Annotated in this window: 11 protein-coding genes; all 11 read left to right on the top strand. The window is 32.3% G+C overall.

Features of this window, described 5'->3' with window-relative positions:
• The first annotated feature begins 26 nt into the window (after nt 1-26).
• The 11 genes from ABZP37_RS00665 (at nt 27) to ABZP37_RS00615 (ending at nt 13,623) form a co-directional block, all read left to right on the top strand.
• Nucleotides 27-1,460, top strand: a complete 1,434-nt coding sequence (locus ABZP37_RS00665; RefSeq protein ID WP_366184780.1) for an MBOAT family O-acyltransferase — start codon at nt 27-29, stop codon at nt 1,458-1,460.
• Nucleotides 1,461-1,469: 9 nt separating this feature from the next.
• A complete protein-coding gene (locus ABZP37_RS00660; RefSeq protein WP_366184778.1) occupies nt 1,470-2,363 on the top strand; it encodes a hypothetical protein in 894 nt (297 codons plus the stop codon).
• Entirely contained in the window at nt 2,360-3,235 is an 876-nt protein-coding gene (locus ABZP37_RS00655; protein ID WP_366184776.1) for a hypothetical protein, read from the top strand. The genes ABZP37_RS00660 and ABZP37_RS00655 overlap by 4 nt, the downstream gene beginning before the upstream one ends.
• 696 nt (nt 3,236-3,931) lie before the next feature.
• Nucleotides 3,932-5,074: a glycosyltransferase family 4 protein gene (locus ABZP37_RS00650; RefSeq protein ID WP_366184774.1), complete on the top strand. Its 1,143-nt coding sequence runs from the start codon at nt 3,932-3,934 to the stop codon at nt 5,072-5,074.
• A gap of 3 nt (nt 5,075-5,077) precedes the next feature.
• A complete protein-coding gene (locus ABZP37_RS00645; RefSeq protein ID WP_366184773.1) occupies nt 5,078-6,619 on the top strand; it encodes a glycosyltransferase in 1,542 nt (513 codons plus the stop codon).
• Nucleotides 6,616-7,623 carry a glycosyltransferase gene (locus ABZP37_RS00640; RefSeq protein ID WP_366184771.1) on the top strand — a complete coding sequence of 336 codons (1,008 nt, stop codon included), beginning with the start codon at nt 6,616-6,618 and terminating at the stop codon, nt 7,621-7,623. The genes ABZP37_RS00645 and ABZP37_RS00640 overlap by 4 nt, the downstream gene beginning before the upstream one ends.
• Before the next feature lie 21 nt (nt 7,624-7,644).
• Nucleotides 7,645-8,598 (top strand): hypothetical protein, encoded by a 954-nt coding sequence (locus ABZP37_RS00635; RefSeq protein ID WP_366184769.1) that lies wholly within the window; start codon nt 7,645-7,647, stop codon nt 8,596-8,598.
• Nucleotides 8,599-8,612: 14 nt separating this feature from the next.
• A complete protein-coding gene (locus ABZP37_RS00630) occupies nt 8,613-9,746 on the top strand; it encodes a glycosyltransferase (RefSeq protein WP_366184767.1) in 1,134 nt (377 codons plus the stop codon).
• Nucleotides 9,724-10,803: a glycosyltransferase gene (locus tag ABZP37_RS00625; protein ID WP_366184765.1), complete on the top strand. Its 1,080-nt coding sequence runs from the start codon at nt 9,724-9,726 to the stop codon at nt 10,801-10,803. Before ABZP37_RS00630 ends, ABZP37_RS00625 begins: the two co-directional genes overlap by 23 nt.
• Nucleotides 10,800-12,143: an O-antigen ligase family protein gene (locus ABZP37_RS00620; RefSeq protein WP_366184764.1), complete on the top strand. Its 1,344-nt coding sequence runs from the start codon at nt 10,800-10,802 to the stop codon at nt 12,141-12,143. Before ABZP37_RS00625 ends, ABZP37_RS00620 begins: the two co-directional genes overlap by 4 nt.
• An 85-nt stretch (nt 12,144-12,228) precedes the next feature.
• On the top strand, nt 12,229-13,623 hold the full coding sequence (locus tag ABZP37_RS00615) for an exopolysaccharide biosynthesis polyprenyl glycosylphosphotransferase (RefSeq protein ID WP_366184762.1): 1,395 nt from the start codon (nt 12,229-12,231) through the stop codon (nt 13,621-13,623).
• Nucleotides 13,624-13,628: the final 5 nt, after the last annotated feature.

Here is a 13,628-nt window from a genome sequence, read left to right as displayed (position 1 = left end):
CGCCTTTAAATTGCTTAAATAAAATTATGTTTTTCAACTCCTTTGCATTTGCCCTTTTTTTACCGATTGTATTTATACTTTATTGGTTTGTATTTAATAGAAGCAAAAAGACTCAAAATTTAATTTTAATTCTAGCTAGTTATTATTTCTATTCTTGCTGGGATTGGCGATTCTTATTTCTATTAGTGTTCTCGACTTTTTTGGATTATTTTACGGGTTATAAAATTGAAAAAAGCACTAAAGAGCAATCAAGAAAATTCTGGTTTTGGTTGAGTATCATTGTTAACTTGGGGTTTTTAGGAGTATTCAAATATTACAACTTTTTTGCCGCTTCCTTTGCGGAATTATTGAATGGTGTTGGTCTGAAAACAAGTCCTTTTTTATTGGATGTGGTTTTGCCTGTTGGAATTTCATTTTATACTTTTCACGGATTGTCTTACGTCATAGATATCTATTACAAACGAATCAAAGCCGAATATAATTTTATCGATTATTCCTTGTTTGTGAGTTATTTTCCTTTGCTAGTTGCTGGTCCTATTGAGAGAGCGACGCATTTATTGCCACAAGTAAAAGTAAAACGAACCTTTAATTTTGAAAAAGCCCAACAAGGATTGTATCAATTGCTTTGGGGATTAGTAAAAAAAGTAGTCATTGCAGATACTTGTGCTACCTACGCTAATGCTATCTTTGACAATTATGAGAATATGAATTCGCTATCTCTGATTTTAGGAGCTATTTATTTTGCATTCCAAATTTACGGTGATTTTTCAGGCTATTCAGATATGGCATTAGGGATGTCTAAATTGTTTGGAATCGATTTATTAAAGAACTTTAATTATCCTTATTTCTCGAGAGACATAGCTGAGTTTTGGCGTCGTTGGCATATTTCGCTTTCTTCCTGGTTCAAAGATTATTTATATATTCCCCTTGGAGGAAGTAAGGGCTCTAAATTGAAACAAGTTCGTAATGTCTTCATCATTTTTGTAGTCAGCGGGTTTTGGCATGGAGCAAATTGGACTTATCTAGCTTGGGGGTTTATCAATGCGGTCTATTTTTTACCTTTATTATTGTTGAATCGGAATCGGAACAATATGGAAACGGTAGCTTTAAATTGGAATCTAGATTCCTTGCGAGTAGTAGGGCAAATTGTTATGACTTTTTTATTATCCTGTTTGGCTTGGGTGTTTTTCAGGGCTCCAACGATTACAGACGCCGTTATGTATTTAAAAAGAATTGTAACTAATGGTGCCTTTGCATCACAATACTTGAAGAACGAACGTTACAATTATGAATTGTTAATCATGGTATCGTTGTTTGTTTTAGTCGAATGGAACAATCGATTCAAAGAAGAGCCAATCTCCGGAAAATACAGTACAGTTAAATTGTCACTTTGTTTACTAGCGTTATTGACGTTGGGAACCTATTCGGATTATAAGGAATTTATATATTTTCAGTTTTGATACCAATAGATGAAATCATTTTTTAGAAGCATACTATTTCTTTTTGCTATAATGACAGTAATCATGCTGCTGTTGGACTTTTCATTTACTAAAGTGTATGAGAATGCACCACCAAGGACCAAATTTCAATATATAAGGAGTTTGAAGGATAAAAAAGTTGATTATTTGTTTTTAGGATCTTCAAGAGTTGAGAATGCAATTAACCCTAAATTAATCGAAGAAAAAACAGGTAAGTCAGCTGCTAATTTCGCTTTTCAGTCGTCAAAATTAAGTGATATCTACACGGTGCTACAATTGGTCAAGGCCTATAACATTACAACAGAGAAAATTTTTGTACAAGTTGATTATAATTTTAATGTTGAAGAAGGATATTCTAATGTCTTTCAGTATGAACTAATGCCATTTGTGAGAGAGAATGAAGTTACAAAAGAGTATTTCGACAGGAATTTTAAGACAGATAGAGTGATGTATTATTTTCCTTTTTATAGATATTTGAAATTTGAGACTAAAATTGGATTTAGGGAGTTTGTTTTGAATGTTTCAAAAGTTAAAACTAGAATAGTCACCAATCAAGGATTTGAACCTCTATTGGGTAATGCTGTAGATCAAAATTATTCTTTGCCCAGTACAACTAACTCTAGTAATATTTATTTGGAAAAAATTAATGCCTTTGCAAAAATAAATAATTTAACTGTTTTTTACTTTTGCGCTCCCTTTTGTCAATACTCGAAAAACAAAGTGTTTATAGAAAATTTAAATCATAAAATCCCTAACTTTTATGATTTTTCAAATGCGATAAAAGAGAATGAAAAATTTTTAAATTGTACTCATTTGAATCAAGATGGTGCCAATCTTTTTACCGAAATGATCATCAAAAAAATGCTACTTAATACTCCACAATGAAACATTTTATTTTCTTAGTTTTTAAGATATTTTCAATATCGATTTTGTTATTGATGATTTTAGACTTTGCTTTTACACAAGTATATATTCACTCTCAGGATAGAGGGAAAATAGACTATGTTTATAATTCTCCTCCTAGAAATTATGATGTCGTTATTCTGGGTTCTTCCCGTGCCAATAATCATTTTGTTCCTCAATTGTTTGAAGAGAAGGGATTGATAACGTTCAATTTCGGGATGAGCGGAGGTCATTTGTTTGAAGCCGATTTGTTATTGAAATTAATGGTAGAACGTAATTATAAAATTAAAAACGTAATCTTGGAAGCCGACTTGAATTTGTCAAATGATCATAGAGCAGAAGGTGTTTCTTCTAAGTTTTTACCTTATTTACATCATACGGATGCTATTAAAAATCATTTTTCCAATGAAGAAGATTTTAATTATTTGTACTATGTGCCTTTTTATCGATACGTTTTGTTTGATTCCCAAATAGGATTTAGAGAAACCATTAAAACGGCTCAGAAAGAGAAAAGTAGTCTTCTCAATAATGAAGGGTATTATCCTTTGTTGAAAAATAAAAAAGGGAGTATGAAAAATAATCTAACGAATTTGAACCCCTTGACTAAAAACAAATATTATGAGGATATCAAACTTATTTGTGCCGAAAACAATATTAATTTTATAGCCATAATGACACCTATGTGTGAAAATACCAAAGGGATTAATTATTTTGAAAAAGTTAAAAAAGCTTATCCTGAGATTCATAATTATGAAAATGTAGTTGTGGAAGATAAATACTTCTCATCTTGTGGACATATGAATGATACTGGAGCACGATTGTTTACGAATAAAGTGATTAAAGACTTTTTTTGATATTTGGGTCTCGACTATAGCCTGTCCTGAGCGATAGTCGAAGGACTCGACCTGGCAGAATAAATCTTGATTCAACAACGGTTGTCACAGCGAGGAGTAATTTTTATTCTAAAAAAAGCAATATAAAATGACGTTATTTGAATGTTTGCACTTCTAATTCCCCTCTTGAAATCGGAGATTCAACGATTCCAAAAACAAATATCAACTAGAGTTATAGGGGTTAGGGGGCATTTGAACAATAAAGTGTTAATGCAAGGATTCAATGGTGGTTGACTTATAATTTGTGATGAAAAATTTTAAGCCAGTATAAAGAACTCTAGTTTAAAGAGAGCTTCTCGATACAATTTTAAATAATAAAGCTTTCGCATAATCATATAAAATCACTACCATTGACGTTTTATTTAAAGTATAGAATAGGACTTAATTATTTTCTTTTTTGCTTGATCAAAAAAGAAACAAAAAAATCAAGTCTTCCGCCTCCTCGTCGGTCAAATTAGTTTTCGAATCCTAAAAGAAAAGAACTCGCTACGCTCAAACAGCTTTTCTTTTTACGGATTCTTCAAACATTTGACACTCGACTGCGGACGCTAAGGACGTTTGAATCTCGTTAATAATGAACAGCTACATCCAGCCCTTCGACTATCACTCAGGGCAGGCTATAGTAGAGTTGCGCATCAACATAAATATAATAACCCTATGAAAATAGCATTCTTAACACCTGAATATCCTCATCCCAAAACGGGAGCATCAGGCGGTATTGGTACTAGTATAAAAAATTTAGCTAAAGGACTTTTACAAGAAGGTTGTGAGGTACGAGTTTTGGTATACGGACAAAAGCAAGAAGGCATTTTTGATGATGAAGGAATCTGTGTTCAGCAAATAAAAAATGTAAAAGTAAAAGGATTATCTTGGTTTTTCACTAGAAAGAAAATAGAGAAAATCATCAATCAATTGGTTCTGTCTAATGATATTGATTTGGTTGAGGTTCCCGATTGGACGGGAATCAGCTCATTTATTAAAGCCAATTGTCCAATTGTAATGCGCCTAAATGGTTCAGATACTTATTTTTGTCATTTAGACGGGCGAGCCGTAAAATGGAAAAATAAATTTCATGAAAAAAAAGCACTTATAAATGCTGATGCATTACTATCGGTAAGTCAGTTTACTGCAGATATGACTAATGCAGTTTTTGGACTGAATAAAAAATTCACCATAATACCGAATTCTATAGATCTTAAATCTTTTGAAAGAGATCCGACTATAGAAGAAGCTATAGATACAGTATTGTATTTTGGGAGTTTGATACGGAAAAAAGGCTTATTAGAATTACCTCATATTTTTAATGAATTGGTAAAAATAAACCCGAAAGCGCAATTAATTTTAGTAGGGAAAGACGTGTCCGATATCATTACGGGTTCGAGTTCTACTTGGAAAATGATGCAAGCCCAGTTTTCTGAGGCAGCATCAAAACAAGTCAAATATGCAGGAAGTGTTCCTTATACTGAAATTCAAAATTATATCAATCAGGCTTCGGTCTGTGTTTTTCCGTCTTTTGCAGAGGCATTGCCTGTTTCTTGGATTGAAGCTATGGCGATGCAAAACGCTATTGTGGCTTCCAATGTGGGCTGGGCAAGTGAAGTTATTGATGATGAAGTGAATGGTTTTTTGGTTGATCCAAAAAATCATGTGGAATATGCTGCAAAAATTAATACATTGCTATCGAATAAGCAACTACGTGAAAACTTTGGAGAATCGGCTAGAGATAAGGTGATCCAGAAATTCAGTATTTCAGTAGTAGCAAAACAAAGTCTGGCATTTTATCAATCCTTAAAATCCTAAAAATTGATTTTTATTTATCATTCTAATACTAATATTGTAGCTGTGACCGACAGTCAAGGCGAATCGTTGTCTTGTCCTGTGTCTTCTACAATTGCAGAAGGGTTGAGGTTGTTAGCTCAAGATTTTAGAACTGAAAAATTAGTTTGGTGTCATATCGATTGTAAAAAAACGTTGAATGTAAATGCACTCGATACTCTTTTTCATCATGATAAAATGATGTTGTCCTATTGTCCGGATAACTCTAATTATTTTGGAGAGACTATCGGATATGTGGAGGAGTCCATATTTGTAAACGTGAATAAGAAAGTGAGTTTTCCAACTTGGCAAATGAGTAGTGCGGTGGGAATGATTCACGCCTCAGTTTTGAATGAAATTAAAGATTCTATTCCGTTCGATGCCCATTTTGATTATTATTTGTGCTCGTTATCCAAATTATGCATGCCTTTGGGTTTGTTGTGTTATTCGGAGCCAAAACTTTTAAAAAAGTCCACTTCTTATAAAGGGAATATAGCTTCAATTGGGACTATTTTTAAGTTTGTAAAACAACATTATAAAATACAATGGATATTTTTGTTAATGTTAAATCAATTGCTATACGAGAAGAAGTTTTCAGTTTTTCCATTTTTCTTTTCTCTTTGGTTTCAACCTAGAAAAGCTACTGCTATTAATTTAGAAAACATCAAGGTTCAATCATCAAAACAAGAGTTCCGACTAGAAACCATAGATGTAGTTATTCCAACTATTGGAAGAAAAAAATATTTGTATGATGTTTTGTGTGATTTAAAAAGACAAATACATCTACCCGTAAATGTCATTATTGTTGAACAGAACCCATTGGAAGATTCGGAATCCGAATTGGATTATTTGAAAACAGAGACTTGGCCATTTGCCATAAAACATACTTTTACCCATCAAGCAGGAGCTTGTAATGCAAGAAATTTAGCTTTAGCACAAGTAGAGAGTAATTGGGTTTTCTTGGCCGATGATGACATTCGATTTGAAAATGATTTTCTAGTAAATGCATTTGATAAAATAAAAGAACAAGGTGCTAAAGCGATTTCTTTCAGATGCTACCAAAAAAACGAAGTTTCCAAATGGAAGACTATTTTTCAATGGGGAAGTTTTGGTTCTGGCTGCAGTATAGTTTATACTCAAACTTTGAAAAATTGTAAGTTTGACATGGGGTATGAATTTGGATATGGAGAAGATAATGACTTTGGCATGCAAATACGCAATCTAGGAGAAGATGTTTTGTATTTGCCGGAACCTTCTATTTTACATTTAAAAGCTCCAATGGGTGGCTTTAGAACCAAACCTGTTTTGGATTGGTATAAGGATGCAATACAACCAAAACCTTCACCTACTGTAATGTTATATCAAATAAACCACAATTCAAAAAAACAAGTTTTAGGATACAAAACAATTTTGTTTTTGAAGTTTTATTTTAGACAAAAGGTTAAAAATCCGATTTTATACTGGAGGAATTTTGGTGCGCAATGGAATCAAAGTGTATTCTGGGCCAACCAATTAAATCAAAAAAAATGAAGTTCTCTTTAATTGTATGTACTTATATGCGTCCTGAGCCTTTGCTAAAACTATTGCAATCAGTTAAGGAGCAATCTTTATATCCCGATGAAATTTTAATAATTGACGGTTCTACGAATCAAGAGACAGAGAAAGTTTTACAACAACAATCTTTTCAAAATTTAGTATATTATTCGGTTCCCCCTGAAAATAGAGGTTTAACTAGACAAAGAAATTATGGTATTCAAAGGCTAGGTAAGGGCATAGATAATGTATGCTTTTTGGATGATGATATTGTTTTAGAAAGGGATTATTTTGAACAGTTGATGAGTACCTATCAAAAGTATCCTGATGCTTTAGGGGTCGGTGGGTATATTAATAGTGAAACCAAATGGGATTCTGTTGGCATAGATTATAAAGCAACAGTAAAGGAATTCTATTTTGATGGCTGGAAGCGAAAAGATGGTTCTCGATTTGTTCTTCGAAAAAAGTTAGGATTAGATAGCGATTGTCCTCCGGGTTACTCGTCTTTGTATTCTCATGGTAGGAGTGTTGGTTTTCTTCCTCCAAGCGGAAAAATTTATGAAGTAGAAATGATTATGGGAGGAGTGTCTTCCTTTAAAAAAGAAGTATTTGAAACACAACAATTTTCGACTTATTTTGAAGGTTATGGCCTGTATGAAGATGCTGATTTCTCATTGAGATTGGCGAAAAAAGGGAAGTTATATGTTAATACGGCTGCAAAGCTGAATCATTTTCACGATGCTTCAGGAAGGCCTAATCAATACCAATATGGTAAAATGGTCGTCCGAAATGGCTGGTATGTGTGGCGCGTAAAGAATCCAAATCCGAAGTTCAGTGACCAATTGAAGTGGCATTCGATTACCATACTCTTGGCAATGATTCGATTTAGCAATATATTTACGACTCATAAACGTAAAGAGGCTTTTACAGAAGCCTTAGGTAGAACTGTAGGTTGGTGGAGTTTGGGTTTTAATAAACCTTTGAATGTGAAAAGGAATTAAATTAAGGTATAAATAAAAAACATGGTAATCAATATACTAAATATTCCAAATTATTATACTTCATATTATTTACTTGGTTTAAGTCTAAAATATAAAATTCGATTTAAACAAGAAGAACAATTTATTAAGTTTAATAATAAACCTTTGCTGATATTTACTGTAAAAGGGAAGATCGGAGTTATAGATAATGATGATCCTTCATCTGTAGTTAATGAATTGTATGAATTATCGAGTTTGTATTTTGTAACCAATAAACTTAGAGATAATCAATCATATAATCAGTGTAAAGTTAAGTCGCTTTTTCCTCATTACCCTGTTAATATTTTGTTTTTATATCTGAAAACTTTTGGGGTTAATTTGTTTCGTTACTTGAAATTTAAAGATTTAATACGTGAAATATATATATACATAAGGAGACCATTTTACAAGAATCAAATAAAAATAAAAGTAAAAGATAATTATGTTTTTTTTTCAGCAAGACTTTGGAAAAAGGAAATAGAAGCCAATAGAATTAGATCGGAGTTTATCAAATTTTGTAAAAATGAAGATAGAATTAAATTTGAAGGTGGGTTTATGCCTAGGGTTGATGGTGATAGTTTAGGGTTTGAAAAAGATATTAATGGGAAGAGATATTCGGCTAGAAAATTTTCTAAACGAAGTTCGTGTTCTAAACTAGTATTAAATAATCCAGCAGTAGGTGGAGCAGTGAGCTGGAGATTAGCAGAGTATCTTAATCAAGGATTATTTGTTTTATCATTTCCTTTTAATATTGAATTACCAGAGGATTTTGTTAATAAAAAAAATATACATTTTATTGAATCCACTAATCAATATAAAAGTGTTTTTGATTTAATAATCGAAAATTCTACTTATCATGAAAAAGTTTCAAGCAATGGTAAGAAATATTTTGATGAATTTTGTGCTCCAGAAAAACAAGCACAATATATTGTCACGTCTATTTTAGGAATAGAATAACATTAAATTTATTTATGAAGTTCGCTATTATTACCCACGTTCCACATATACACGAGGAAAATCAATATTATGCTTACGCGCCCTATGTTCGCGAAATGAATATATGGGAAAAATATGTAGATGAAATTACTATAGTGGCTCCTTTGGTTAAAAAAGAAAGAACTGCAATTGAATGTGTCTATAAACATCCTATAATAAAATTAAAAGTAATTCCAGATTTTGATGTATTGTCAATAGTAGCTGTTTTAAAAACAGTTTTGAAATTACCTAAGTTGATTTGGATTATTTTCCAAACCATGCGTCAAACTGATCATATTCACTTACGCTGTCCTGGGAACGTGGGTTTATTAGCTTGTTTTGTCCAGATTTTATTTCCCAATAAAATTAAAACAGCCAAATATGCAGGAAATTGGGATCCTAAATCGAAACAACCTTGGAGTTATTGTATGCAGAAATGGATTTTGAATAACTCTTTTTTAACTCGTAATATGCAGGTGTTGGTATATGGAGAATGGCAGAATCAATCTAAAAACATAAAACCCTTTTTTACAGCAACTTATAGTGAACTCGAAAAAACAACCTTCGTTCCAAAAGAAAGTAAATCTAAAATTAATTTTGTTTTTGTGGGAACACTAGTAAAAGGGAAGAATCCATTGTACGCTATTCAGCTAGTAGAAAGACTTCATCGTAATGGGTATAACGTTTATTTGGATTTGTATGGAGAAGGTGTCGAAAGGAGTATTTTAGAAAAATACATTTCTGATCAACAATTAGATGAATTCATTCAGTTGAGAGGGAACCAAAAGAAAGAGGTACTGAAAACAGCCTATCAACAAAGTCATTTTGTAGTTTTGCCTTCTTTAAGTGAAGGATGGCCAAAGGCGATTGCGGAGGGGATGTTTTGGGGTTGTGTACCATTGGCAACTAATGTATCTTGCATTCCGAATATGTTAGAGGATGGAAGGAGAGGTGTTATCTTAAAAATGAACCTAGATTATGATTCACTTCAAGTAAAAACAGTTCTAGAAAACCAAAATATTTTTGATACTAAAAGTTGTAAAGCTTTGGAATGGTCGCAAAAATATACGCTTGAGATTTTTGAGAATGAAATTAAAAAAATAATTCATGCGGATTCTTCAACTAATTGATTCCTTGGAGGCAGGAGGCGCAGAGAGAATGGCTGTAAGTTATGCTAATGCGCTTTGTAGTCAAATTGAGTTTTCAGGACTTGTTACGACCCGTAAGGAAGGAGCTTTGGCTAGTCAGCTAGACGATGCAGCGAAGTATCTTTTTTTAAACAAAAAAAGTACATTTGATATTCCCGCTTTGTTTCGCTTACGAAAATTTGTAAAGAAAAATAGAATAACAGTAATTCATGCCCATAGTACTTCTTTTTTTATTGCGTTTATGTTGAAATTGATTTATCCATCCGTACAATTGATCTGGCATGATCATTATGGGAATAGCGATTTTTTGGAAAAAAGAAAAATAGCTGCGTTAAAAATTGGATGCTATTTTTTTGATGGAATTGTGGTGGTAAATGAAAAATTGAAAATTTGGGCTCAGAAAAAATTACATTTTAAAAACGTGATTTATATACCCAATTTTATTTCTATAAACAAAAGTATTGTAGTAAAGACCATCCTGAAAGGACCATCTGAGAAACGTATTATCTGTTTAGCTAATTTAAGAGAACAAAAAAATCATTATTTGATTATTGATGTTGCAATAAAAATGAAAAAGGATTATCCTGATTGGACTTTTCATTTAGTAGGTAAAGATTTTGAAGATAGTTATTCAAGTGAAATTAAAAGCTTGATAAGTGAAAATATGCTTCAGAATACTGTTTTTATTTATGGTACAAAGGAAGATATAGGGAATATTTTGTCACAATCAACCATTGCAATTCTTAGCTCAAAATCCGAAGGACTACCAGTTGTTTTGTTGGAATATGGATTGTATGAAAAACCAGTTGTTGTGACTGCAGTTGGTGAAATTTCCAAGCTAGTTCAAAATGGTAAGAATGGTTTTGTTGTGCCTTCTGACGATGTCGACTCTTTTTATACTGCTTTAGAGAGATTGGTTAATAATAGAGAATTAAGATACATTTATGGTCTTGCTCTTCATCAAACAATAAAAGAAGAATACTCGGAGAAAGCAGTAATCCATCAGTATTTAGAGTGGTTGAAAAAACAGGAGTTATGAAGAAAGAAGAATTACCGTATTTGTATTTGATATTAGCCCACTTTTTTATTGGGTTCTTAGTATATCTATTTCCTTTTATTTCAAAATTATACGGCTTTTTAGGATTTTTTTTAGGATTTTATTTGGTCATTAAAAAACAAAATAAAAATCATGAAGTATTGCTGGCCGCTGCTTATGTAACAGGAGGAGAAGTTTTTTTAAGGATGACAGGTGGTAATGTTTCTTATGAATTTTCTAAGTATGCAGTTATTGTTTTTATGCTTTTAGGGATGTATTATAAAGGATTTGCTAAAGGAGCTACTCCCTATTGGTTGTATCTACTTTTATTAGTGCCGAGTGTTATTATTTCTACTTTCGTTTTAGATTTTGATACGAATATAAGAACAACAATTGCATTCAATATTTCGGGTCCAGTTTGTTTAGGAATGGCTTCTTTGTATACTTTTAGGCGTAAAGTTACTTTAAAACAAGTCAATGATATACTTCTTGCTTTAGGACTACCTATAGTAACCTGTATGTCTTATTTAACGTTTTACACTCCTAATGTAAAAGAGGTGGTTACTAGTACACAATCTAATTTTGCTACCTCGGGAGGGTTTGGGCCCAATCAAGTAGCTACTTTTTTAGGTTTAGGAATGTTTATCTTTTTTTCTAGAATTATTTTAGAATCTAAGACTAAGTTTTTACTCATCATCAATTTGATTGTTGCCTTGAACATAACTTATCGGGGTATTATTACTTTTTCAAGAGGAGGAATGTTGACAGGGGGTCTTATGATTATTTTTCTTTTGGGTTTTATGTATTACAAAACTAATTTTAAAGGGAAAGTGAAATTAAATTACATTTTGAGTATTATGATTACTGCACTTGTATTTACTTGGGGATATTCTTCCTTACAAACAGGTGGGTTAATTGACAAGAGATATGCAAATCAAGATGCACAGGGAAGGGCCAAAGAGAGTAAGTTTACGGGGAGAGCTGATATAGCTTCGACGGAGATTGACATGTTTTTGGAAAATCCAATTTTTGGAGTTGGAGTTGCTAAAGGAGCAGAAATTAGAGAAGATCTCACTGGGAATTTTGCAGTTTCTCATGATGAGATCACCAGAATGTTAGCAGAGCACGGTTCCCTAGGAATTATAGCCATGCTTATTTTATTTTTCACACCACTGATTATGTACTTGGAGAATCAGTTTAATATGTACTTAATTTGTTTTGTTTTATTTTGGTTTTTAACCATTAACCATGCCGCTATGCGTACTGCAGTTCCTGCTTTTGTATATTCACTTTCATTGCTGAATGTTCAGTTAATTTCCCCTAAAACAAAAAATAAGGAGTAGTTCTTTATTTTTGAATTAAAAAAGACCCTTTTTGAGCCAATTACCTGTTCGAAATAGTTAAATTGCGTCTGTAACAAGTGAGTATATGGCTAATAATAAAATATATTTTGAAATATCTGAGAGAAAAATGATTCTTCTCCTTTTTGATGTTTTTTTTGTTTTATTAGTACTGTATTTAGTTGGGACCTTTTTTGATGTACAATATTTAAAAGAGGTGGTGTCGACTCAAAGTTGTGTTTTACTATTTGTAGTATACCTGATTTTCTTTGGGATTGTATTTGAAATGTATAATCTTCAGGTGGCTAGTAATGAGTTGCAAATATTGAAAAGTACTTTACTGACCGTTTCTTTTACTGTTTTGATATATTTGTTAACACCCGTTTTTTCTCCTGAACTCCCCAAGAATCGATTGCAAATACTCTCTTTCTATACAGTAGTTTTCTTGGTTTTAATGTCTTGGCGTTTTTTCTATGTGAAGTATTTGGCCTCTAATAGATTTTTGCAAAATGCATTACTGATTTGTGATGAAAATCAAGTTGCAGGATTAATACAAGGAATTGAAAATATAGATCCTCATTATAGAATTATAGCCTACGTAGCTGCAAGTTTTAATACTACTGAAGCTGACGTGGGGATTCCCTATATAGAGCGTGTTGAAGTTCGTGATTTGTTAAGTTTTGTGAAAAACAATTCCGTTTCGGAAGTCGTAATTGCTACTAAAATGACGGAAGGAGTTGATGCCGATTTATACCGTCAGCTAATAAAAGTATTAGAGTCGGGTAAAATAATTAGAGAGTATATCCAAGTATATGAGTCCAAAACACAGCGAATACCTGTACAGTATATCAATATGGATTTTTATCGATTCTTTCCTTTTAGTCGAAGTAATCAAAATAAATTGTACCTATCTGTAGTGCGCGTTATTGAATTAGCCATTTCTTTTATTGGAATCGCTATTGGAGCGTTATTATTACCATTGATTTGGATGTGCAATTTAATGGGGAATAAAGGTTCGTTATTTTATCATCAAGAACGAATAGGTAAAGATGGCATTCCTTTTAAGATATTGAAGTTGCGTACCATGGTTAAGAATGCTGAAAATAATAGAGCAGTATTTTCTACTCCAAATGACCGTCGGATAACCCGTTTTGGTAAATTCCTTAGAAAAACGAGAATTGATGAAATCCCACAATTTATCAATGTCATAAAAGGAGACATGGCACTTATAGGTCCAAGACCAGAACGTCCTGAGTTTGTCAATCAAATTGCTGCAAATATGCCCTTTTATGAAACGAGGCACATTATAAAGCCAGGGTTAACAGGATGGGCACAAGTCAATTATTCGTATGGTGAAAATATTGAGGATAGCCTAATTAAACTACAATATGATTTGTATTATATCAAACACAGAAGTTTTTATCTTGATTTGAATATTACTTTAAAAACGATTACTACAGTTCTATTTTACAGAGGACAATAGTTAGG

Source organism: Flavobacterium ovatum (assembly GCF_040703125.1).
Classification (GTDB): Bacteria; Bacteroidota; Bacteroidia; order Flavobacteriales; family Flavobacteriaceae; genus Flavobacterium; species Flavobacterium ovatum.
This window is presented reverse-complemented; position numbering and strand designations above follow the sequence as displayed.